22 protein-coding genes are annotated in these 23,505 nt (G+C 64.7%); 7 read left to right on the top strand and 15 right to left on the bottom strand.

Annotated features, from left to right (window positions below):
• Position 1 precedes the first annotated feature (1 nt).
• Positions 2 to 1,108, bottom strand: a complete 1,107-nt coding sequence (locus OKW38_RS07985) for an ABC transporter permease (protein ID WP_429363695.1) — start codon at positions 1,106 to 1,108, stop codon at positions 2 to 4.
• Between the two features lie 93 nt (positions 1,109 to 1,201).
• Positions 1,202 to 2,800: an ABC transporter ATP-binding protein gene (locus OKW38_RS07980; protein ID WP_429360914.1), complete on the bottom strand. Its 1,599-nt coding sequence runs from the start codon at positions 2,798 to 2,800 to the stop codon at positions 1,202 to 1,204.
• A 292-nt stretch (positions 2,801 to 3,092) separates the two neighbouring features.
• Here OKW38_RS07980 and OKW38_RS07975 point away from each other — a divergent pair, with 292 nt between their 5' ends.
• Complete coding sequence (locus tag OKW38_RS07975; RefSeq protein WP_090800510.1) at positions 3,093 to 4,025, top strand: LysR substrate-binding domain-containing protein; 933 nt, start codon at positions 3,093 to 3,095, stop codon at positions 4,023 to 4,025.
• A gap of 100 nt (positions 4,026 to 4,125) precedes the next feature.
• On the opposite strand, the gene OKW38_RS07970 is transcribed toward OKW38_RS07975, so the two are convergent.
• A complete protein-coding gene (locus tag OKW38_RS07970) occupies positions 4,126 to 5,514 on the bottom strand; it encodes an 8-oxoguanine deaminase (protein WP_429360912.1) in 1,389 nt (462 codons plus the stop codon).
• Between the two features lie 504 nt (positions 5,515 to 6,018).
• On the opposite strand from OKW38_RS07970, the gene uraH reads away from it, so the two are divergent.
• The 4 genes from uraH (at position 6,019) to OKW38_RS07950 (ending at position 9,594) form a co-directional block, all read left to right on the top strand.
• Entirely contained in the window at positions 6,019 to 6,372 is a 354-nt protein-coding gene (uraH, locus tag OKW38_RS07965; RefSeq protein WP_090800513.1) for a hydroxyisourate hydrolase, read from the top strand.
• A gap of 170 nt (positions 6,373 to 6,542) precedes the next feature.
• On the top strand, positions 6,543 to 7,736 hold the full coding sequence (locus OKW38_RS07960) for a urate hydroxylase PuuD (RefSeq protein ID WP_090800514.1): 1,194 nt from the start codon (positions 6,543 to 6,545) through the stop codon (positions 7,734 to 7,736).
• A gap of 248 nt (positions 7,737 to 7,984) precedes the next feature.
• A complete protein-coding gene (locus OKW38_RS07955) occupies positions 7,985 to 8,251 on the top strand; it encodes a helix-turn-helix domain-containing protein (RefSeq protein ID WP_090800516.1) in 267 nt (88 codons plus the stop codon).
• Positions 8,248 to 9,594, top strand: a complete 1,347-nt coding sequence (locus OKW38_RS07950; RefSeq protein WP_429360910.1) for a type II toxin-antitoxin system HipA family toxin — start codon at positions 8,248 to 8,250, stop codon at positions 9,592 to 9,594. The genes OKW38_RS07955 and OKW38_RS07950 overlap by 4 nt, the downstream gene beginning before the upstream one ends.
• 95 nt (positions 9,595 to 9,689) lie before the next feature.
• Here OKW38_RS07950 and OKW38_RS07945 read toward each other — a convergent pair whose 3' ends face one another.
• The 12 genes from OKW38_RS07945 to OKW38_RS07890 all read right to left on the bottom strand — a co-directional run bounded on the left by OKW38_RS07945 (position 9,690) and on the right by OKW38_RS07890 (position 20,862).
• Positions 9,690 to 10,202: an ureidoglycolate lyase gene (locus tag OKW38_RS07945; protein WP_429360909.1), complete on the bottom strand. Its 513-nt coding sequence runs from the start codon at positions 10,200 to 10,202 to the stop codon at positions 9,690 to 9,692.
• Entirely contained in the window at positions 10,199 to 11,209 is a 1,011-nt protein-coding gene (gene alc / locus OKW38_RS07940) for an allantoicase (protein WP_429334748.1), read from the bottom strand. The genes OKW38_RS07945 and alc overlap by 4 nt, the downstream gene beginning before the upstream one ends.
• Positions 11,210 to 11,276: 67 nt before the next feature.
• Positions 11,277 to 11,798, bottom strand: coding sequence for a 2-oxo-4-hydroxy-4-carboxy-5-ureidoimidazoline decarboxylase (uraD, locus tag OKW38_RS07935; protein ID WP_090800522.1), 522 nt, complete (start codon positions 11,796 to 11,798; stop codon positions 11,277 to 11,279).
• Positions 11,795 to 12,745: an allantoinase PuuE gene (gene puuE, locus OKW38_RS07930; protein ID WP_429334750.1), complete on the bottom strand. Its 951-nt coding sequence runs from the start codon at positions 12,743 to 12,745 to the stop codon at positions 11,795 to 11,797. The genes uraD and puuE overlap by 4 nt, the downstream gene beginning before the upstream one ends.
• A 194-nt stretch (positions 12,746 to 12,939) precedes the next feature.
• The gene (locus OKW38_RS07925) at positions 12,940 to 13,722 is read right to left on the bottom strand and encodes an aspartate/glutamate racemase family protein (RefSeq protein WP_090800525.1); all 783 of its coding nucleotides are present in this window, start codon (positions 13,720 to 13,722) and stop codon (positions 12,940 to 12,942) included.
• A 48-nt stretch (positions 13,723 to 13,770) separates the two neighbouring features.
• Positions 13,771 to 15,252, bottom strand: coding sequence for an NCS1 family nucleobase:cation symporter-1 (locus OKW38_RS07920; protein ID WP_429334752.1), 1,482 nt, complete (start codon positions 15,250 to 15,252; stop codon positions 13,771 to 13,773).
• Positions 15,253 to 15,619: 367 nt separating this feature from the next.
• Positions 15,620 to 16,333, bottom strand: a complete 714-nt coding sequence (locus OKW38_RS07915; RefSeq protein ID WP_429334753.1) for a GntR family transcriptional regulator — start codon at positions 16,331 to 16,333, stop codon at positions 15,620 to 15,622.
• Positions 16,334 to 16,651: 318 nt separating this feature from the next.
• Positions 16,652 to 17,578: a muramoyltetrapeptide carboxypeptidase gene (ldcA, locus tag OKW38_RS07910; protein WP_184049200.1), complete on the bottom strand. Its 927-nt coding sequence runs from the start codon at positions 17,576 to 17,578 to the stop codon at positions 16,652 to 16,654.
• Positions 17,579 to 17,604: 26 nt separating this feature from the next.
• Entirely contained in the window at positions 17,605 to 18,324 is a 720-nt protein-coding gene (gene tadA / locus OKW38_RS07905) for a tRNA adenosine(34) deaminase TadA (protein WP_429360907.1), read from the bottom strand.
• On the bottom strand, positions 18,321 to 18,719 hold the full coding sequence (locus OKW38_RS07900) for a DnaJ family domain-containing protein (RefSeq protein WP_429360905.1): 399 nt from the start codon (positions 18,717 to 18,719) through the stop codon (positions 18,321 to 18,323). Before OKW38_RS07900 ends, tadA begins: the two co-directional genes overlap by 4 nt.
• 508 nt (positions 18,720 to 19,227) lie before the next feature.
• Entirely contained in the window at positions 19,228 to 19,839 is a 612-nt protein-coding gene (locus OKW38_RS07895; RefSeq protein ID WP_429360904.1) for a 2'-5' RNA ligase family protein, read from the bottom strand.
• Between the two features lie 120 nt (positions 19,840 to 19,959).
• Positions 19,960 to 20,862, bottom strand: a complete 903-nt coding sequence (locus OKW38_RS07890) for a LysR family transcriptional regulator (protein ID WP_184056838.1) — start codon at positions 20,860 to 20,862, stop codon at positions 19,960 to 19,962.
• Positions 20,863 to 20,987: 125 nt separating this feature from the next.
• Here OKW38_RS07890 and OKW38_RS07885 point away from each other — a divergent pair, with 125 nt between their 5' ends.
• Positions 20,988 to 22,271: an MFS transporter gene (locus tag OKW38_RS07885; RefSeq protein WP_429360902.1), complete on the top strand. Its 1,284-nt coding sequence runs from the start codon at positions 20,988 to 20,990 to the stop codon at positions 22,269 to 22,271.
• Positions 22,272 to 22,322: 51 nt separating this feature from the next.
• Positions 22,323 to 23,303, top strand: a complete 981-nt coding sequence (locus OKW38_RS07880) for an amidohydrolase family protein (protein WP_429360901.1) — start codon at positions 22,323 to 22,325, stop codon at positions 23,301 to 23,303.
• Positions 23,304 to 23,505: the final 202 nt, after the last annotated feature.

Below are 23,505 nucleotides of genomic sequence, written 5' to 3'. Positions count from 1 at the left end.
CTTAACGAGCCACTGCTGCGGCCGAGCGGCGCCGCACGCGGTAGTTCACGAACAGGTCGGCGCCGAGCAGGCAGAACAGCAGCAGCCCCTGGAATACGCCCGAGAGCGCCTGCGGCAATTGCATCGAGGTCTGCACCGCTTCGCCGCCGAGATACAGCAACGCCATCAGCAGACTGGCGAGCACGATGCCGAGCGGATGCAGCCTGCCGACGAACACGACGATGATCGCGGTGAAGCCGTAGCCCGGCGACCACGTCGCCTGCAACTGGCCGATCGGACCGGCGATTTCGCCCATACCGGCGAGGCCCGCGAGGCCGCCGCTAATCAGCAGCGACGTCCAGATCGTCCTCTTGTCGGAGAAACCGGCATAACGCGCGGCGAGCGGCGCAAGTCCGCCGACGTTCATCCGGTAGCCCGCGAAGCTCTTGCGCATGAACAGCCAGACGAGCGGAATCGCGATCAGCGTGAGGAACACGGACGCGTTCAGGCGCGTGCCACGCAGAAATTTCCAGTGCCAGTCGCCATACAGCGTCGGAAACAGCGCGTCGCCGCTGAACATCTCCGACAGCGGGAAGTTCATGCCCTGCGGATCGCGCCACGGGCCGCTCACGAGATAGATCAGCAGTTGCGTCGCGACGTACGTGAGCATCAGGCTCACGAGAATCTCGTTGGTATTGAAGCGGCTCTTCAGAAACGCCGGAATCGCGGCCCACGCCATGCCGCCGAGGATGCCGGCCGCCATCATGGTCGGCAGGATCCACCAGCCGCTCGCCTGATCGAAATAGATCGCGACGCCGCTCGCCGCGATGCCGCCGAGCAGCATCTGCCCTTCGGCGCCGATGTTCCACACGTTCGCGCGATAGCCGATCGCGAGACCGAGGCCGATCAGGCACAGCGGCGACGCCTTCAGCAGCAGCTCCGACCAGCCGTTGATGCTCGACAGCGGCTCGATGAAAAACCCGTGCATCGCCTGCAACGGGTCGCGGCCGACGAGGCCGAAGATCAGGAAGCCGATCGCGAGCGTCAGCAACGCGGCGATCAGCGGCACGGCGAGCTGCATCGTGCGCGACGGCGACGTGCGGGCTTCGAGTCGATAGGGAAGCATCATGGGTAGCGTGTATTTGTTCGGGTTCTGTTCTTCAGGGTCCGCATTCGCGTGCGTGGTTAGCGTGTTGGCGTGGCCGGCGGGCAACGCCTCGCCTCATGCATGCGCCGGTTGATCCGCCGCGGGCGCCGCGCCCTCGCGGTCGCCGAACAGCCCCGCCATCCAGCGGCCGATTTCCTCGGCGTTGGTCGCACCGGTCGCGCGCACCGGCGAAAGCCGCCCGCCCGCGAGCACCGCGATGCGATCGCAGATATCGAACAGCTCTTCCAGTTCCTCCGAGATCACCAGAATCGCAACGCCGCGCGCCGACAGATCGAGCAGTTGCTGACGGATGAACGCCGACGCGCCGACATCGACGCCCCACGTCGGCTGCGCGACCACGAGCACCTTCGGCGCCTGCAAAATCTCGCGGCCCATGATGTATTTCTGCAGATTGCCGCCCGACAGACTTTGCGCGAGCGCGTCGGGGCCGCCGCAGCGCACGTCGAACGCGTCGATGCAGCGCTTCGCGAATGCGCGCATCACACCCGTTTTGATCCAGCCCGAGTTGACCATGCTCTGCCGGTGCGCGGTGAGCAGCGCGTTGTCGGCGAGGCTCATCGCCGGCACCGCGCCGCGGCCGAGCCGCTCTTCAGGCACGAAGCCGAAGCCGAGCGCGCGCCGAGCGCCCGCGCCGAGGCGCGCGGCCGGTTTGCCGCAGATCGTGATCGCGTCGGCCGGCAGGCTGCGTTGTTCAGCGCGCTTCTCGCCGGACAACGCCGCGAGCAGTTCCGCCTGCCCGTTGCCCGACACACCGGCAATGCCGAAGATCTCGCCCGCATGCACGCTGAACGACACGTCGCGCAACGAGGTGCCGAACGGATCGTCGCTCGCGACCGACAACTGCCTGACGTCGAGCAGCACCGCGCCCGGCTTGTGCTCGCGCCGCGTGTAGTCCGGCAGCGAGTGGCCGACCATCAACTGCGCGAGCGATGCATGCGTCTCGTTCTTCGGCGTCACATGGCCGGTCACGCGACCGCCGCGCATCACCGTCGCGGTGTCGCACAACTCCTGGATTTCGTCGAGCTTGTGGCTGATGTAGAGGATGCTGCAGCCCTCGGCCGCGAGCCGGCGCAGCGTCGTGAAGAGCTTGCGGACCGCCTGCGGCGTCAGCACCGAGGTCGGTTCGTCCATGATCAACAGACGCGGATTCTGCAGCAGGCAGCGCACGATCTCGACACGCTGCCGCTCGCCGACGGTGAGGCTGTGGACATGCCGCTGCGGATCGATGTCGAGCCCGTAGTCGGCCGACACCTCGCGAATGCGTTTGGCCAACGTCTTCAGATCGAACGGTTCGTCGAGCGCGAGCGCGATGTTTTCGCCGACCGTCAGCGTCTCGAACAGCGAGAAGTGCTGGAACACCATGCCGACGCCGAGCTTGCGGGCGGCCGCCGGACTCGCGATGTCGACCGTCTCGCCTTCCCAACGGATCTCGCCGGCGTCGGGTCGCACGGCGCCGTAGATGATCTTCATCAGCGTGCTCTTGCCCGCGCCGTTCTCGCCGAGCACCGCGTGGATTTCGCCGGGCGCGACGACGAGCGTGACTTCGTCGTTGGCGCGCACGGCCGGGTACTGCTTCGTGATGCCCGTCAGCGCGAGCCGAGGCACCGCCTGGCCGGTGAGTTGCGCGCCGTCGCTAAGTGGAGTGTCGCTCATGAGATTCCGTAGTGCGTTCGTGACGCTGCTTGCCGCCTGCTTGCCGCCTGCTTGCCGCCGGATTGCCGCCGGATTGCGGACTATCGGTCCGCCCCGCCGGCGGGCGATCCGTCACCACAACCGGATGACAATACCTAATTCGCCCCACTCAGTCGAGTTGACAAAATTCCCGCAAACCCCCGCCGCTACAAGCTCTGCGGGTATGTCGCCCTTGACGCCGTTTTTCGTCCATATTAAAACGCATATACCCCCACGTTAGTTCGATCAGCCTGCACATATATTCGGAGAATCCATGAGCCAGCAACGCGAGGCGATCGACACGTACCTGCTGCGCGTGTTGCACACACTACTGATGGAGCGCAGCGTCACCCGCGCCGCCGTCAAACTGAACCAGTCCCAACCCGCCATCAGCGCGGCGCTGCGCCGTCTGCGCGACATCACCGGCGACCCGCTGCTGGTGCGCGGCAAGTCCGGCATGGTGCCGACCGAGTACGGTCTGCGCCTGCTCGAACCGGTGCAGAACGCGCTGCGCGAAATCGAGCGCATCAAGTTCCAGCAGCACAACTTCGATCCGGCCACGTCGATCCGCTGCTACCGGATCGGCTGTCCCGACTACCTGAACGTGCTGTTCGTGCCGACGGTCGTCGAACGTTTCCGCAAGGCCGCACCGAACGCGACGCTCGAATTCCATTCGCTCGGCCCCGCGTTCGACTACGAACTCGCGCTCGAGGACGGCAAGCTCGACATCGTGGTCGGCAACTGGCCGGAGCCGCCCGAGCAGTTGCATCTGTCGAACCTGTTCGTCGATCAGATCGTGTGCCTGATGAGCAACACGCATCCGTTCGCCAAACGCGGCGGGCTCACGCTCGACCAGTACCTGAACGCGCCACATCTCGCGCCGACGCCGTATTCGGTCGGCCAGCGCGGCGCGATCGACGTGCATCTCGCGCGCGAGCGGCTCAAGCGCCATGTGGTCGTCACGTTGCCCTACTTCAATCTCGCGCCGTACGTGCTGATCAAATCCGATCTGATCTTCACGACGACGCGCCTCTTTGCCGACTACTACGCGAAGTTCCTGCCGCTGACCGTGATGCCCGCGCCGCTCGACTTTCCGCCGATGCAGTACTACCAGCTGTGGCACGAGCGCGTGCATTACTCCGACGAAGTGCGCTGGCTGCGCGGCGTGGTTGGCGAGGCGACCCGGACGTTGATCGACAAGTGCTGACGCCGCATGCGGCGCCGATCGCACTGGCGCCGCCGCTCATGGATCAGCGACTCGCGGCTTGCGCGCGGCGCGGCGCGAGTGCCGCCCGTTCCGCTCGAGCTCAAGCGGCCGCCTCGTAAAGCTGCCGCGCGAGCGCGTTATGCCGCTCGATCACCGGTCCGAGTTCGAGCGTCGCCAACTGCCCATTCTTCACCACCACCTTGCCGTCGATCACGCTATAGCTGACCTGCGACGGCGCGCAGAATACCAGAGCCGCCACCGGATCGTGCAGCGCGCCGGCAAAATGCGGCTCACGCAGATCGAACGCGACGAAATCCGCGGCCATGCCGGGCGCGAGCGCGCCGATGTCGTCGCGATTGAGCACGCGCGCACCACCCAGGGTCGCGATTTCGAGCGCCTCGCGCGCGGTCATCGCATCGGGCCCAAAGCCGACGCGCTGCAGCAACAGCGCCTGGCGCACTTCGGCGACCATCTGCGCACCGTCGTTCGACGCCGAACCGTCGACGCCGAGCCCAACCGGCACGCCCGCGAGCCGCATGCGCTTGACCGGCGCGATGCCCGACGCGAGCCGCATATTCGAGCACGGACAGTGCGCGACGCCGGTGCCGGTGCGCGCGAACAGCGCAATGCCCGCGTCGTCGAGTTGCACGCAGTGCGCATGCCATACGTCATGGCCGACCCAGCCGAGATCGTGCGCATACTCGGCCGGCGTCATGCCGAACTTCTCGCGGCTGTACGCGACGTCGTTGAGGTTCTCCGCCAGATGCGTATGCAGCGACACGCCGTACTGGCGCGCGAGCGCCGCCGATTCGCGCATCAGGTCGCGGCTCACCGAAAACGGCGAGCACGGCGCCACGACGACGCGCAGCATGGAGTAGCGCCCATCGTCGTGATACGTCTCGATCAGACGCTGCGTGTCCTTCAGGATGTCCGCTTCGCGCTCGACCACCGAATCGGGCGGCAAGCCGCCGTCCTTGCGTCCCACGCTCATGCTGCCGCGCGCCGCATGAAAGCGCATGCCGATTCGGCGCGCGGCCGCGATGCTGTCGTCGAGACGGCTGCCGTTCGGATAGATGTACAAATGGTCGCTCGACGTCGTGCAGCCCGACAGCAGCAGCTCGGCCATCGCGGTCAGCGTCGATACTTCGATCATGTCAGGCGTGAGGTTCGCCCACACCTTGTACAGGTTCGTGAGCCAGCCGAACAACTCGGCGTTCTGCGCGGCGGGAATCGCGCGCGTGAGGCTCTGGTACATGTGGTGATGCGTGTTGACGAGGCCCGGAATCACGAGATGGCCGTGCAGGTCGAGTACCTGGTCGGCCGATTGCGGCAGTTGCGCGGTCGGTCCGACCGCGACGATCCGGTTGTCCTCGATATACAGCCCGGCGTCGCGCAGTTCGCGCCGCTCGTCATCCATCGTGACCAGCACGTCCGCGTGCTTCACGAGCATCGTCTTACCGGGTTGTTTCAGTGCTTCATTCATCGTCATTCGTCTGTCCGCCTGATTGCCTGCATGCAAAGCCGTTCGAACGCGATGCGGCGGCACGCCACCGTGCCGTCGCGTTCCGTTGAACGCCATTGGCCCGGTTACCCAGCGTGAGTCGCCGTCTTCGGGGTTGTCCGTGCCAAAGGCCTGCCTTTGCACGGGTGGGTCGCGCCGCACAGCGCTTACCTTCGGTAGCCAAAATCCCGCTGACAACCCGCGCGGTTGCGATACCCAACTTCACACCGCCAATATAGTGGTGCATTTTTGGCGCCGGTACGATCGGCCGATGAGCCGGCGCGGCTTTCGTCTGGCTGTCCATCATGCGCGAACTATTATCTTTCCTATCGCTCGCGCTCGGGACAGAGCATCCTTTCTACAATGGCTGCCACGGCGCTCGCTTCGATTCGCCGACGGGTATGTAGCCACTGACGTGGAGCCTCGATCCGCCGCAAACGTAATGGATCGGGCCGCCGCCGACACCTCGCATTCACACAAGGACAATTGCGAATGGGCAAGCTCACTACCCACGTGCTCGACACCGCGAACGGCCGTCCCGGCGCAGGCATCAAGGTCGAACTCTTCGCGCTCGCGGGCGACACGCGCCGCGCGCTCAAAACCACGCTCACCAATCACGACGGCCGCTGCGACGAGCCGCTGCTCGAAGGCGACGCGCTCGTCGCGGGCGAGTACGAACTCGTGTTCGGCGCGGGCGACTACTTCGCGTCGCTCGGCACGAAGGTGCCGGAACCACGCTTCGTCGATCGCGTCGTGCTGCGCTTTGGCGTCGCCGATGCCGACGCGCACTATCACGTGCCGCTGCTGGTGTCGCCGTTTTCGTACAGCACGTATCGGGGCAGCTAGCCCTGCTGGATGCGAGCCGCGTCCGAAGCGGCACGAACAGACCCAAACAGGCACAAGCGCCCCGCGATACCCATAACAACCCGCGCTGCGTCTTCTATCCGCAGTCGGCGCGATGACCGACGACGTCGAACGTCATCGCGCGCGCAACGAATCAGAAGTGGAGGAGTTTCATGGAAGGCTTTATCACCGACTGGTTGAACCTCGCGATTCGCTGGTTCCACGTCGTCGCCGCCATTGCATGGATCGGCGAATCGTTCTATTTCGTCGCGCTCGACAATAGCCTGAAGCCGCCGACCGATCCGAACCAGCGCCGTCGCGGCGTGTTCGGCGAGTTGTGGCACGTGCACGGCGGCGGCTTCTACAACATGCAGAAGTACACGGTCGCGCCGCCCGAAATGCCCGAAGACCTGCACTGGTCGAAATGGCCGTCGTACACGACGTGGCTGTCGGGCTTCGGTCTCTTTACCGTGCTGTATCTGTTCTCGCCGAGCACCTACCTGATCGACAGGAACGTGCTCGACATGGGGCCGGTGGTCGCCGTCGCCTCGGCAATCGGCTTCCTCGGGGCCGGCTGGATCGTCTACGACTCGCTGTGCCGCATTCTCGGCACACGCGACAAACTTCTCGGCATCTGCGTCGGCGTTTATGTGCTGATCGCGGCGTATCTCGCCTGCCATATCTTCGCGGGCCGCGCAGCATATCTGATCATGGGCGCGATGCTCGCGACGATCATGTCGGCCAACGTGTTCTTCGTGATCATTCCGGGCCAGCGCAAGATGGTCGACGCGATGCTGAAGGGCGACACGCCGAACCCGATCTACGGTAAGCGCGGCAAGCAGCGCTCGGTGCACAACACGTATTTCACGCTGCCGGTCGTGTTCGCGATGCTGTCGAACCACTACGCGATGACCTACACGCATCCGTACAACTGGGCGGTGCTCGTCGTCATCATGCTGGCCGGCGCGCTGATCCGTCAGTTCTTCGTGATGCGCCATCGCGGCCAGGTGTTGTGGTATCTGCCGATCGTCGGCGTCGCGCTGATGTGCACGGCGCTCGTGTGGACCATGCCGCGTCCGGTGGTGCCGCAGGCGCAGGCCGCCAACGCGCCGACGCTGAAGGTCGCCGACATCGCGCCGGTGCTGCAGCAACGCTGCGTGGCCTGTCACTCCGCGCATCCGACGATGATGGGCAGCGCGCCCGCCGGCGTGCTGATGGATACGCCCGACGAAATTTCGCAGAACGCGCAGCGCATTTACCAGCAGGCGGTCACGTTGAAGGCGATGCCGCTCGGCAACGTCACGCATATGACCGACGACGAGCGGATGAAGATCGCCGCGTGGTTCGAAGGCGGCGCGGCGAAGTAAGGACGTCTGTCCGGAACACGGAGCCGGTGCCGAGGCAGAGGCTGGAGTGCGAAGCGGGCTTGTCGCGAGAGCGGCAAGCCCGTTGTTGTTTGGGAAGGTGACGTGCTGAATTTGTCGCCCTTGGGCTACAAAAATCGGCAACGATACATAAAATGTAGCCTTGGAGACACAAATGCGAATAACCTTGTTGTGTCTCTTGGGCTACAATAAATGTCAAATACATTGCGTTTGACGCCCTGAGGCTACAAATGACCACCCTCGCCGATGTCTCGGACATGCTGAAAGCCGTGCGACGCGACAGCAAACTATCGCAGGAAGAACTTGGGCGCCGCGCGGGCGTGGCCCGCACGACCGTCGCGCGGATGGAAACCCTCGCCAGGAACGATATGAGCGTGTCCGTGCTGGTGCGCCTGCTCGAGGTTGCCGGTTACGACCTCAAGTTCGTCGCGCATGGACATGGCCGCACGCTGGAAGACATCCTCGCTGAACAGCGCAGCCCGGACGCGCAGCCGTGAAGCTCGACGTTCAGGTGCTAGGCAAGAACGTTGCCACGCTGTTTCGCGAGCGCGACGACTATGTCCTCAAATATCACGGCGATGCGAGCGCGGCCGACTTCGTTAGCCTGACGATGCCGGTGCGCGAAGAGCCTTGGCGCTGGCCACGCGACCTGCATCCGTTTTTCCGGCAGAACCTGCCCGAAGGCTATCTGCTGAATCTGATCCGCGAGCAATTCGGGCCCTTGCTCGACGGAACCGATCTGTCACTGCTCGCCGTCGTGGGCTCGATGGGGATCGGCCGGGTCACCGTGACGCCCGAAGGCGTGGCGCCGGGCACCGAACTCCAGGCGCTCGACGTCCAGCACATCCTGCACGGCGACAACACCGCCGAACATTTCGCGCAACTCGTCCGTGAATACGCGCGAGCGGCCATTTCGGGCGTCGTGCCGAAGTTCATCGCGCCGCAGGCGCAGTCTGCCGCATCGACACCGTTGCAGCTCGGTAAGCCGACGATTCGAACGAGCCGTCACATCGTCAAAGGTTCGGACGACAACACGCCCTTTCTCGGTTTCAACGAGTTCCATTCGATGCGGGTGCTGGAGCGGCTGGGGGTGGCGCCCGTTGCACGCACGCGGATGTCGGACGATGGCAGGGCGCTCGTCGTCGAGCGCTTCGATGTCGACGCGCAGGGACTGCCGGCGTATGGCGTCGAAGACTTGTGCGGTCTGCTCGGCTTGCCGCCGCACGAAAAATACCATTCGACGAGCGAGAAAATGCTCAACGCGGCAAGAGCGTATCTGCTCGATCGCGACACCATGCGGATGCAACTCCAGCAGCTCGGCTGGCATTTGCTGACGAACTACGTCGTGCGCAATGCGGACTGCCACACCAAGAACGTCGCACTGTTCTATACCTCGGTCGACGATGTTGCGTTCACGCCCGTCTACGATGTCGTGACGACCCAGGCTTATCCGCGCTTCGCAGCCAATCCGCCCGGGCTGCCTGTCGACGGCCGCAAAACCTGGGCAGCCGGTAAAACGCTGGAACGATTTTTCAACACACGCATGGGCATCGCCCCGCGGCAATATGCGCAGATGGTTGAAGCGCTGTGCGACTCCGCTGTCGACGTCGGCCACGAGTTGATCGAAGCAGCGCGCAACGAACCGCAGTGGCGTGCGCTCGCCAAGCAGATGCTGCATGCATGGGACGACGGCATGACATCGCTGCGCTCGCCGAAGAAAAGCCTGCAATTCAGGGGGCTCAAGCCGGCTATCGAAGCAGCGGGATTTTCGGCGCCGGAGCCGCCCGAGCGGTCAAGGGAAGTCATTGGGCATTCGCCGCTGCTTGGCAGGCGCAAGTGATCGCCATCCATGCAAAAAAGCCCACGACGTAACGCACGTCGCGGGCCTGTTCTTCGAACCACAACGCTGCCGGCGACCCGGCAGCTGCATCGCCATCAAACCGCCACCGCGCTCAGCGCATCTTCCGTGAGCCACAGCGACTCCACCAGATCCTGCTCGTTCAGATTGAGCCCCTCGCCGCCACGATCGACGACGATAAAGTCGCTCGTCTCGCCCAATGCGATCAGCGGATGGTGCCACACGCCTTTCGCGTAGTTGACGCCCTGCCAGCCAGTGGTGACGAACGCGCGGATCCGCGTCGTGTCGAGTTCGCCCGCGGGCGCGACGACGACCAGATACGGCTTGTCGTTGAGCGGCACGAACGCCTGGCTGCCAAGCGGATGACGCTCGAGCATCTTCACTTCGAACGGCAGCGTGCGCGGCTGGCCACGAAACAGATTGACGAGCGTGCGGCCGTGCTCGTCGGCCACGTCGACTTTCGCGAGGTCGTGATAGCGGATCGTCGTGCCGAGGTTGATCGGAATCTGCTTCGCGCCTTCGAGTTCGATCACGTCGCCGAATGCGGCGAACGCCGCTTTCGTCAGCGCTTCGATGGCGAGCGTTTTCATTCGAGCGTACCCCACAGACGCAGACGCGACACGCCACCGTCCGGATAGATGTTGAAGCGCACATGCGTAACGGGCCCGAGCGCCGCGATCTCGCTCTCGAAGAAATGCTGCTCGTCCATCTGCAGTTTCTGTTCGCCGAGCAGCACCGGCCAGAACATCGCCTGCGTGACGAGCGAGCTGTCGGTCCCGCCCTTCACGTACGCGGCCTGGATCGAGCAGCGATCCGGATAATTGCCCTTGAAGTGCGCGGTGTCGACTTCGATCTTGCGGATCACGCCCGGCTGCGCGAGCGCGATGATCGCCCAGTCGTTGCCCGGCTCGCGACGACGACGCGTTTCCCAGCCGTCGCCCATATTCACGCCGCGACCCGGCATCAGCAGCGTCGAGGCCGCGCCGAAGTGCTGGTTGTTCGCGCCGACCAGATACGCGCCGTTTTCCATCGCCGCGAGATCGAACTGCTCGGTGCGGCTCGCGCCGGCCCAGTCGACCTGCGGCTGACCGTAAACACGCAGACGCGCGATGCCGCCGTCCGGATAGATGTTCACGCGCAGATGCGTATACGCGCTCGCGTCGCCGACTTCGAGGTAGTGGTGGCTATTGCCCTGCAACGTGGTCGACGGCACGATCTCGGTCCATTGCGTCGCCTGATCCGGCTCGCCATCCGCAACGCGCGCCGCTTCCACCGACGCCGCCGGCGGGAAGTTGCCGGTGAAGTGGCTCGTGTCGAGGTCGAGTCCCTTGATCACGCCGGGCCGCGCGAGCTTGACGATGCACCAGTCGTAGCCGGTCGTGCGCTTGCGACGCGTTTCCCAGCCGTCCATCCACTTGCCGTTGTCGTCGTACTTGCCCGGAATGAAGACGGCCGGTTCCGGATTCAGCATGCGGTCCTTCGGCGCGAAGAATTCGTCGCTGGCCTCGAGCGCCTGCGCGCCCAGACGCGGGTCCGCCAGGTTCACGTAACGGCGCGTGAATTCCGGTGCGTTGGGGTCGAGAATCGGAAGTGCCATCTTTGTCGTCCTTGAGATCGATTGGTGCGGGAAAAACGTTACGGCTCGCTGCGTGACGCAGTGCGCGTCACGCGCCGATCAGGTCGTCGAGCCGCAAACGTGCAATGCGATAGATCTGATCGAGGCTCGCGCGCAGTTCGTCGGCGCGGCTGTTGTTCACGCGCGATTCGAAGTCCGCGATGATGCCGTGGCGGTCGTAGCCGCGCACCGCGAGAATGAACGGAAAACCGAATTTCTCGCGATACGCTTGATTGAGCGCATGCAGCTTGTCGAACTCTTCCTGCGTGCATTGCGCGAGACCCGCGCCGCTTTGCTCGCGCGTCGACTCGGCGGTCAGCTCGCCGCGCACCGCGGCCTTGCCGGCCAGCTCCGGGTGCGCGTTGATCAGCGCGAGCTGCTTGTCCTCGCCAGACGTTTCGACGATCTGCGACATCCTGCGATGCAGCTCGTCGATGCTCGCGAACGGCCGCTCCCGCGCCGCGACTTCGGCGACCCACGGCGAGTGCTCGAAGATGCCCGACAGCGCCGCGACGAACGCGTCGGTCGAGATCCTGTTGAGTTGGTCCAGGGTGTATTGCATCGCCTTCATGCCGCAGCCTCGCGGTTGTCTTGCTGGTAAGGATGAGTTTCGTGCCAGTGCCGCGCGATATCGACGCGCCGCGACACCCACACGCGATCGTGCTGCTCGATGTGGTCGAGAAAGCGCTGCAGCGCCCGGAAACGCCCCGGCCGCCCGAGCAGCCGGCAGTGCATGCCGATCGACAGCATCTTCGGCACTTCGTCGCCCTCTTCGTACAGCACGTCGAATGCGTCGCGCAGGTAGGTGAAGAAGTGGTCCGCGGTGTTGAAGCCTTGCGGGGTGGCGAAGCGCATGTCGTTGGTGTCGAGCGTGTACGGCACGATCAGTTGCGGCACGGTCTTGCCGCCCGCCACCTCGACGTCCATCCAGAACGGCAGGTCGTCGCCGTAGTAATCGGAGTCGTACAGGAAGCCGCCATATTCGGCGACCAGCCGATGGGTATTCGGACTGTCGCGGCCGGTGTACCAGCCGAGCGGCCGCACGCCGGTCACGCGCTCGATCGCCTCCATGCCGAGGCGCATGTGCTGCGCCTCCTCCTCCGGCGACATGTCCTGATAGTGAATCCAGCGATAGCCGTGGCACGCGATCTCATGTCCGAGTTCGACGAACGCCCGCGCAACTTCTGGATGCCGTTCGATCGCCATGCCGACGCCGAACACCGTCAGCGGCAGGTCGCGCCTTTCGAATTCGCGCAGAATGCGCCACACGCCCGCGCGCGAGCCGTATTCGTAGATCGACTCCATGCTCATGTGCCGCGCCGGATACGCCGCCGCGCCCACGATCTCCGACAGGAACTGCTCGGAACCGGGATCGCCGTGCAGCACGCAGTTTTCGCCGCCCTCTTCGTAATTGAGGACGAATTGCACCGCAACGCGCGCTCGCCCCGGCCAGTTCGGATGCACCGGGTGGCGGCCGTAGCCGATCAGATCGCGTGGGTAGTTCGGGTCGAGTGGCATGGTTTGACGGATGCGTAGTGACGGGACCAGGAATGCGCGTGAACGCGGTTCGAAACCCCTCGGCAACGGTGCGGGGTTCACACGTGTAGCCACGCAACAGGCGGCTTCGGCGGCTGCGGAAACCGCAGCGCCGAGTTGACCCAGTGTAGCGAAAACACCCCGGTGCGCCCATACAGCCGGGCAGATAGTGCGTGTTACAGCGAGTGTATGTGCGAGTCCGCCGACTCGGCGTTTACCCGCAGCGGACCGGGGCTGAACGACGCGAGCGCGCCGTCGTAGCGCTTCGCGAGCGGCCGCGCGTAGTCGCCGCGCTTGGCCGTCGCGAGACGCAGCGTCACCAGCGCCTCGGTCCATTTGACGGCCGCCGTCACGCCTTCGATCACCGGCGCGCCGAGCGCATCTTCGATCTCCGCGCACAGTTCGGCCATGCCCGCGCAGCCGAGCACGATCGCGTCCGAGCCGTCCTCGGCGAGCGCGCGCCGGCATTCGTCGAGGATGATGCGGCGCGCCGCCGAGCCCGGCTGGTCGAGATCGAGCACGGCGACGTCGGTCGCGCGCACGTTGCGGCAGAAGCGCTTCATGCCGTAGCGCTCGGCCAGATGCCAGGCCATGCCGCAGGTGCGCGCGAGCGTCGTCACGACCGAAAAGCCCGGCGCGAGCACGCTCGCCGCGTGCATCGCCGCCTCGGCGATGCCGATCACCGGGCCGCGCGCCAACTCGCGGGCCGCATAGAGACCGGGGTCGCCGAAGCACGCGATCACGTAGCCGTCGCAGCCGTCCCGTTCGCCCGCCTCCACTTCGGCGAGCAGACCGGGCGTGGCGAGCGCTTCGTCGTAATAGCCCTCGATCGACGGCGGCCCCATCGTCGGATTGACGGCGATCACTTCGGTGCCGGGCGCGGCGACGTCGCGCGCGCAGCGCCCCATCGCCTCGGTCATGCGGCGCGTCGTGTTCGGATTGATCAGTTTGATACGCATGGCGACTCCTGTTCGACTCGTTATTGCAGCGACGAAAGCCCGTGAAACTCAGCGTGCGAGCATCCGGTAAAACAGCATGCCGAGTCCCGCGCCGATGAACCACGAGAAATTCGCGCAGCCGTCGAGCCCCGGCACCATCACGCAGATCACCGCGATCAGCGCGGCCGGCAGCAACGCGGCCACCGCGCGATAGTTGACGCCGTTGCGATACCAGTACGAGCCGCTCGGCGCGACCGTGTACAGATCGTCGAGCACGATCTTCTGACGCTTGACGAGGTAGAAGTCGACGATCAGGACGCCGTACAAAGGCCCGATGAAGCTGCCGAGCACGTCGAGCGTGTAGTGGATCACGGCCGGATTGTTGAACAGGTTCCACGGCGTGATGAACACCGACGCGACCGCCGCGAGCATGCCGCCCGCGCGCCAGCTGATCAGACGCGGTGCAACGTTCGAGAAGTCGAAGGCCGGCGACACGAAGTTCGCGACGATGTTGATGCCGATCGTCGCGATCGTGAAGGTCAGCGCGCCGAGAATCACGGCCATCGGATAGTCGATGCGGCCCACCGTCTCGACCGGGTCCGTGATCAGTTCGCCGAACACCGGCAGCGTGGCCGCGGTCGTGATCACCGTGACGAGCGAGAACGCGAGGAAGTTGACCGGCAGGCCCCAGAAGTTGCCGCGCTTGACGCTGCGAAAGCTCCTGCCGTAGCGCGAGAAGTCACCGAAATTCAGCATCGGTCCGGAGAAGTACGACACCACCAGCGAAATCGCCGTGATCATCACCGGTACCACTTCCATGCCGTGATATTTGACGCCGCCGAGGTTGATGCCGATGTTGCGCCAACCCGCGCGATACACCATGTAGCCGGCGAGAATGAACATCACGACGTAGACGGCTGGCCCGGCGAAGTCGATGAACTTCTTGATGGTCTCCATGCCGTGCCAGAACACCAGCGCCTGCAGTACCCACAGCAGCATGAAGCCCGCCCAGCCGAGCGTCGACAGACCGAGCAGGCCATGCCGATGCACGTCCGCGTACGGCAGCAGTTGCGGCACGAACTTCAGCACGACGATCACGAGCGCGCTCGACGCGAGATAGGTCTGGATGCCATACCACGCGACCGCGATCAGGCCGCGGATCACTGCGGGGACATTCGCGCCGAGCACGCCGAAGGTCGCGCGGCACGCGACCGGATACGGCACGCCGTTCAGCTGGCTCGGCTTCGCGATCAGGTTGCACAGCACGTTCACTAGCGTGATGCCGATCAGCAGCGACACCAGCACCTGCCAGCTCGTCAGGCCGAGCGCGAACAGACTCCCCGCGAATACATAGCCACCCACGCTATGCACGTCCGACATCCAGAACGCGAAGATGTTGTACGCGCTCCAGTTCTGCGCGCGCAGCGGCGCGAGGTCCTTGTTGTAGAGCCGCTCGCTGTAGCCGGCCGGCATCGACGGATCGGTTTGAGCCGTGCCGTCCGGATAGTTGGAGATGGGGTGACCGCCTGGCGCTGCACTGAACTGAGCCATGATTCCTCCTTTGGATAGGGACCGTCGAAAGAGCATCGACGGACATTGCATCGGCCATGCCAGTTGCTCGCTTCTCGTCCCGCATGGGTCAAAGAAGTCGGCGTCGTGGTCCCGGACCGTGCCGCGCGTGTCTCCGTACTGACGTACTTGTGGTTGTCGCATCGCCAGCCGCCGCGGCTTTCCGGCGATGCGTCGCTACCCGAGCTCCGTCGTGTCGCGACGGACGTGCATGTTCAGGCCCGCGGCGCTCACGCGAGGCCGCCTGGCCGTGCATCTATCGGTTCAGTTCAATTCAGTGCGGCGCGCACCACGAACGGGCGCTCGCCTGCTGCTTGCCTCAGCCTGGGGTGGAGTCGGCTTCGGCTGTCTAGGTGGATGCTTCTTTCGACGCAAGCGCGCCGAATACTTCATGCAGATCCGCTGCCCCGCGCGCGGGGCGCTCCAGCATCTTCAACTCGACGCTTTGCAGATGGCGCGACATCAGCGCGGCCGCCTGCTTCGCATCGCCGGCGTCGAGCGCGGCGAGAATCGCTTCGTGGTCCTCGAACGAGCACGGGCTGCGTCCGAGCGATTCGTACAGCGCGGAAATCAGCGTGGAACGCGCGACCAGCCCGTTCAGGCAATCGCACAACACTGAGTTGCCGGTCAGGTTCGCGAGCTCCGTATGAAACTCGCCCGACAAGCGGATCCATGCCGGAAAATCCCGCGTTTCGAATGCCCTGCGTTCCCGGCCGATCATGCCGCCGATGTTCTTCAGACGCCGCATGCCGTGTCCGCTACAGATCTTTTCGACGACGGCCAGCTCGATGATGCGGCGCATTTCGAACACCTCGTGCACCTCCTGCAACGACGGACTCGCGACGAACGCGCCACGATTCGGCTCGAGATCGACGAGGCGCTCACTCGCCAGCTGCGACAGCGCCTGGCGGATGGGGCCGCGCTTCACACCGAATACTTCGCATAGCTGAGCTTCGGTGAGCTTCGCGCCGGGTGCCAGCCGGTGCTCGAGGATCGCCGCGCGGATGCGCTCGGCGATTGCTTCGGGCTTCGAACTGTTCGCGACGGATTCGGGGTCGGACATGGTTGGCGTCTCGGTATGTTGGTCATCATAGGACGGACACAAATATTGTCAACAATTTTTGCGTCGATTTTCGACAGTTTTTGTGCTGCCTTGCGTCAGCGGAAGGCTGTGAGCCAAGCTGCGCGGCTGTCTGGCGGGAATCTTACCCGGTTTTTATAATGCCAAGACGACTACTGGCAGCCAGTTTTTGTCAACAAAAACTGAAAACATTGGCGATGGGTGCGGGAGGTGGTGAGTGTGGAAATGCTGACAGTTAGTTGCGTTACTGACGCAAAAAAAGCGGGCGATCCGCCCGCCTCCGCCCCGCCCACGACGGCTTCAGCCAATGCTCGGATAGCCCGACGCCGTCAGCCTGAAGCCATGCGCATTGGCGACCAGATGCGCGTCCGCGCCGACCGGCAGCGTCACCATGTTATGAACGTGCCCGAACTGCAGCCCCGTCACGACAGGAATGCCGATCAGCGAGCGCACTTGCTCGACCATCGCGTGCAGGTCGTAGCCGTTGTCGTAGTCGTACGGCTTGCCGCCCGAGAAATCACCGAGCACGAGCGCCTTCTGCTGCGCGAGGATGCCGGCCAGATGCAGTTGATAGATCATCCGCTCGATGCGGAACGGCTGCTCGTTGACGTCCTCGACGAACAGGATGCCGCCCTGCACCGGCGGCATGTACGGCGTGCCGACAAGCGACGCCACCACCGCCAGATTGCCGCCCCACAGCGTGCCCGTTACGTCGACGCTCTGCGCTTGCGGCGTGTCGCTCGCGACCGTGATGGTCGGCTGCGTCAACGCCGACCAGAAATGCCGCATCGTGAATTCGCTGAGCTGCTCGGCGCCGAAATCACTCATCAGCATCGGGCCGCCGAAGGTCTTCAAGCCGGCGCGCGCGAGCAGCGCCAGTTGGATTGCGGTGAAGTCGCTGTGACCGACCAGCGCTATCGGCTGATCGGCGAGCCGCCGCTGCAGCCCCTCGTAGTCGAGACCGTGCAGAATCCGCACCGCGCCGTAGCCGCCGCGCACGGCCAACACGACATCGGGCAGCTCACGCGATGGATCGGCGAGCCGGTTCAGATCGGCCGCGCGCTCGCCGTCGGTGCCCGCGAAGCGTTGGTAGCGGCGCTTCGCGGCCTCCTCGCCGTCGACTCGATGCCCCTGCGCACGCAGCCGATGCAGCGCGCGATGCAGCACCTCCGGATCATGCGGATAGCCGGATGGCGCAATCAGTTCGATGGTGCGAGATGCGGTCATGGCGAGACCCGTTGGGCGTGGTTGTTTTAGAGCGGCGTGGTTGGGGGCGGTTCGCTGCTGGAGGGTGTGGCGGTGTCCACGGCCGCTTCAGCCGTTTCGCCGCGCGCCGCCGCGCGGGCTGCGCGACCCGTCCGACGCCGCTCGGCAAAAAACGACCTGAGCGCGGCACCGCATTCGGCTTCGAGGACGCCGCCGCTGACCGTCGTGTGATGGTTCAACTGAGGATTCGCGAACGCATCGACCACGCTGCCGCACGCGCCGGTTTTTGGATCGCGCGCGCCGAACACGACACGGGCGATGCGCGCGTGCATGATCGCGCCGGCGCACATCAGGCAAGGCTCGAGCGTCACATAGAGTTCGCAACCCGGCAGACGGTAGTTTTGGAGCGACTGCGCGGCTGCGCGCAGCGCAACCATTTCGGCGTGCGCGGACGGATCATGCGCGCCGATCGGATGATTGAAGCCCGTGGCGATGACTTCGTCGCCGCGCACGAGCACCGCGCCGACCGGTACTTCGCCGGCTGCGCGCGCTTCTTCGGCGGCGGCCTGAGCGAGCGCCATGAAGCGCAGGTCGCGTTCGGAGATGATGGGAGCGTCGAAACTTCCGGGAGGGATGGCGGCAGCGGCCATCGGGTGATCAGCCGCCGGTGCGAAGACCGCGCCGATGCAAGCGCCAACGGATTTCTCACCGGCCTCGGCTTGCGCAGAAGAGCCGATCGAGGCGGCACACGGGAGCGGCTCGTTCACTGCGAACCCGCGGCGGCCACATCGACATTGCCCACGCGCTCAGAGAGACGCTCCGCGATGCGGCGGCAATATTCGCGCGGCAGGACCATCGGGCCGCCGCGCAGCGATTCGAGCGCCATATCGAGCGCGAGCATGCGCGCCTGAAGACGGCAACGGGTCGGCTGATCGCTCACGGCATTCAGCTCCGTTTGCAGATCGCGCAACGCGCGAAGCTGCTCGACGGCGGGCGGCACGAAGCCCGCATTTTTCAGAATCCGGTTGGCGACGCGCACCTCTTCCGGCACCAACGCATCGTCGTCGAGGGCTAGCGGCGCGCCCGCTCCCGGCAAGTCGTCGAACTCTCCGCGCGCGGCGGCGGCAATACGCTGTTCGACAAGCGCATCAAGCAATTTCATCTGCAATCCACAACGTTGCGGCCCGAGCATTCTATCAGGGAGCGCACGGACGCTCCGTGCTCACTTGACGGCATAAAAGGCGCCGATTTGCCGGCAACCCGGCATTTGACGGTGCTTCAGCGTGGACTTAGAGTAAGTCATCAAGTCGCACAACGCGCGCGGCGCTTAACCGGCGCGGCACGCAGAGGTTCCCTCTCGTCGAATTTGACGCCGCCATGCCATTCAAACCGATCGGCCGTCCCAGTGCTCTTCCCGTCGCGGAACCGCATCCGATGTGCGCCGCGCAGCCAGTGCGAGGGGGCCAGCAAGCGTCTCGGCGGATCGGCGTGCGTAGCGCGCTGGCGGCGATTACCGCGGCCGCGCTGCTTTCCGGCTGCGGCGTTTTTTGCGGCGGCGCCGCGGCGAGCGGCGGCGCCTATGCCGGGGGCTGCGGGACGAGCGTGCCGTTCTAGCCGGCGCCTCGCGAAACAGCCGCGAATTCGTTACCGAGGTGGCCTACGCCCCTCCCTCAGCTCGGCCCCACTAACGGCCAACGCGCGAGGACGATATGTCTGGTCCGTCCCAGCAGGCTGTGCATCAGCGCAAACTCGCGCACGTTCCAGCACGCCGCCGCGGCCGTATGGCGCTCGATCCACTGCATCCCATACGCCAGCGTCATGTGCGGCGTAAAACGTGCGTCGGGCTCGATGCCGTCGTCGCGCAAGCCCGCTTCGAGCGCATCGTGAAGCGCCTGCAGTCCGTGCACACCGTGCTCGCCCACCAGCACCGCCGGCCCGAGCCGCGGCCTTTTCGCGAAGCTGGCGACCGCGTCGAATTCGACCGTAAATGGCGCCATGCTGACCGCCTCGGCCGCCCGTTTCGCCGCCTCGACCACATCCGCCGGCAAGCCGCCCGCGAAATTGCCGAGGTGCCTGAGCGTGACGTGCAAGCGGTTCGCCGCGAGCGGTTTGCCGCGCACGCCGCTGTGCCCGCCGCTGCGCATGCGTGCCTCCGCACAAAGCTGCTGCGCGAACTTCGCGATACCGGCCGCGGTATTGGCATCGGGATAGACCGCGAAAAAGAGCCCGTCGGTGGGCGGAGACGGCGCCTCGAGCCCGGGCAACCACAGTTGTTCAGGCATCGCGCCTCGTTCCTTCGCTGATTCTTTCCGTCGATACGCACACCGCCGCACAAGCGGCCCATTGCAGTCATGATACTGTATATTCATACAGTATGACAGGCCGTGCGCAACTGCGACGCGCTACAGATCGGCCGGCTTGCCGATGCGTTTGTACCAAAGCTCGATAAACGACTCGGCCGCCGGCGACAGCGAATGCTCGGCGCGTCGGATCAGATTCACGTCGCGTGTGACGAGCGGCGCTTCGAGCCTGCGCGCGACCAGATCGCGATGTGGAAACGACCCGAGCAGAATGCCCGGAAAAATCGCGATGCCGAGACCGGCCTGCACCATCGAAAGCCCGGTCGTCATATAGGACACTTCGTACTCGACCGCCTTGCGCATGCCGAGCGTGAACAACGTTTCGTCGATCAACTTGCGGATGCCGCTCGTCGACTTGATGCCGAGCCACGGATACTGCAGCGCATCCTTCCAGCTCACACGCCGCTTTTTCGCGAGTGCCGAATCCTTGCGGCAGATTGCGCACAAGTTGTCGCGCGCGAGGCATTGCAGCGTGATGCCCTCGGGGCGCTCGCTGATCGTGCCGATGCCGAACTCGACGTCGCCCGTCAGCGTCGACGCGGTCAGGCGATCGGGCGCGGCGTCGTCGACCGAGACCTCGATATTCGGGTACAGCGCGCGATATTCGGCGAGCAGTTTCGGCACGATCGCCGCCGCGATCGACGGCGTCGCCGCGAAGCGCAGTCGACCGCGCTCACGCCCGGCCAGTTCCTTCACGCTCGACTGGATCGACTCGAGATCACGCAGCATCCGCTCGACGGTCGGCAGGATTTCATGCGCAGCCGCGGTCGGCCGCAACGAGCGCGACGTGCGGTCGAACAGCCGCAGGCCGAGCGCCACCTCCATTTGCCGGATCAATACGCTGACCGCGGGCTGGGTGATGAACATCTCGTCGGCAGCGCGCGTCAGCACGCCGAAACGGCAGACGAGCGCGAATGCACGCAACTGTTTGATGGTTGGAGTCATGGAAGCGCAATCATAAAGTTACTTTATGGGACCATTGATTTTGTTCGATTGTTTTCATTCGGACAGTACCCTACATTGCTCTCCTACGCAGCGCACAGCCGTTCAAAAAACGACAGGAGACAGTCGTGACAGCAATCGATTCGCGCAAACGCTTGATCGGCGCAATGGCGTCGACGCTCGGCAATGTGCTCGAGTGGTACGACTTCGTCGTGTTCGGGTTTCTGTCGATCATCATCGCGAAGCAGTTCTTCCCCAGCCACAGCGAGTACGCCGCGCTGATGCTCACCACGGCGACGTTCGGCGCGGGCTTCGTCGTGCGGCCGCTCGGCGGGATTCTGCTGGGCATGTACGCGGACCGCAAAGGCCGCAAGGCAGGCCTCACGCTCGTCATCGCGATGATGACGGTGGCCGCCGCGATGATCGCGCTCACCCCCGGCTTCCAGCAGATCGGCCTGATCGCGCCGGCGATCGTGCTGTGCGCGCGTCTGTTGCAGGGCATTTCGGCCGGCGGCGAATTCGGCACCGCGACCGCGATGTTGATCGAATATGCACCGACAGCGCGCCGCAATCTGTATGGCAGCTGGCAGATGTTCGCGCAGGCCCTGGGCGCGTTGCTCGCGGTCGCGATGGGCAGCGCGCTCACGCATCTGTTCACGCATGAGGCGCTCGAGTCGTGGGCATGGCGCATTCCGTTCCTGCTTGGTCTGCTGATCGGCCCGGTCGGCTTCTATATCCGCCGCAACCTGCCCGAAACCGAGGCGTTCCAGAAGCTTGGCGCGCGTGTGAAGGTGCCGTTCTCGCGCGTCGTGATGCACTATCCGCGCGAGTTGTTCGTCGCGACCGCGCTGTCGGCCGCGCTCAACGTGATGGCCTACGTGATCATCACGTATCTGCCGATTTACGCGGTGCAGAACCTGCATATGCCGGTGACGCTGCCGTTTTCCGTGCTGCTCGCGAGCGTGCTGCTGCGCGTGGTGACGATTCCTCTATTCGGTCATCTCGCGGATCGCATCGGCGGCGAGCGCATGATTCGCGTCGCGCTCGCGCTGTTTCTCGTCGTGCTGTACCCCGCTTACTACTGGATCGTCAACGCGCCGTCGTTCGCGTCGATCATGTCCGTCGAACTCGGCTTCGCGCTGCTGATCAGCGCGTCGAACGCGCCGATTCCGACCGCGCTCGCCGGCCTGTTTCCGACCGAAGTCCGCTCGACCGGCCTCGCGATCTCGTACAACATCGGCGCGGCCGTTTTCGGCGGCTTCTCGCCGATGGTGCTGACGTGGCTGCTGCACGTGACTGGCAACAACATGATGCCTGCGCATTTCTGCGCGGTGTTCTTCGCGCTCGGCCTGATCGGCGCGTTCATGCTGAAACGCCGCGCCGCGCCGGTGAACGAGTTCGCCACCCAGTAGCCCGCTCATCCCCGTTTTCCTCTTACCCGCACTTTCTCCGGGAGATCCCGCATGCCTGTCATTGACGTTCATACGCACATCTTCACGCACAAATGGCTCGAACTGCTGCGGCAGCGCGGCGGTGCGTACAACATTCAGACGCGCCCCGACGGTCAGCAGGAAGTGTTTCGCGGCAACACGCCGGTCGTGATTCCGCAAAAAGGCCACTTCGATTTCGACATGCGGATCCGCCAGATGGATGAATCGGGCATCGATATTTCGGTCGTGTCGCTGACCTGCCCGAACGTGTACTGGGGCGATCAGGCAACCAGTTGCCTCGCCGCGCGCGAATCGAACGACACGATCGCCGAAGCACAGGCCAGATATCCCGGCCGCATCCGCTGGTTCACGTCGCTGCCGTGGGAATATCCGGAAGCGGCGCTCGACGAACTGCGCCGCACCTGCGAGAACGGCGCGAGCGGCGTGATGGTGCTCGCGAACATCGCGGGACGCAGCCTCACGGATCCGATGTTCGCGCCGATCTGGGCCGAGATCGACCGTCGCGCGTTGCCGGTGCTCGTGCATCCGACCGATCCGCCCGGCGTCGATCTGATGGACATGACGAAGTTCGATCTGAGCTGGGCGGTCGGTTTCATGTTCGACACGACGCTCGCCATCACGCGCATGATCTTCGAAGGCTTCTTCGATCAGTATCCGAATCTGAAGCTCATCGCGTCACATGCGGGCGGCGCGTTGCCTTATCTGGCGGGCCGCTTCGAGAAAGGCAACGAGGTCGAGATCCCGCAACGTCGCAAGATGAAGCGCAAGCCGATCGATTATCTGCGCCATATCTACTACGACTGCATCACGTATAGCCCGGCGTCGTTCGAATTTCTCGTCTCGGTGGTCGGCGCGGATCGCGTGATGTTCGGCACCGACTGGCCGCATCAGGTGTACGACATTCGCGGCGCGTTCGCCAACACCGCGCGTCTGCCGAAGGAGCAATGCGACGCGATCCGCGGCAACAACGCGCTGCGGGTCTTCGGGTTCTGACGCGAGTCGCGGCGGCAGCGAGGACCTGATGCGCCGGGATACGCTGGCAATTCTGTTCTCGCAACGACACCTCGCCCTTGTGCCGCGCGCGACGACTACCGCGGCGCTCGCGCGACCAGATCGTCGAGCAGCGCCGCGTAGGTGGCCACCAGCCGACGGTTATCTGGCAGGTAGCGGGCGAACGACGTATGCACGTCGTGGC

This window comes from Paraburkholderia sp. MM5496-R1, from assembly GCF_050436205.1.
Lineage (GTDB): Bacteria > Pseudomonadota > Gammaproteobacteria > Burkholderiales > Burkholderiaceae > Paraburkholderia > Paraburkholderia tuberum.
This window is presented reverse-complemented; position numbering and strand designations above follow the sequence as displayed.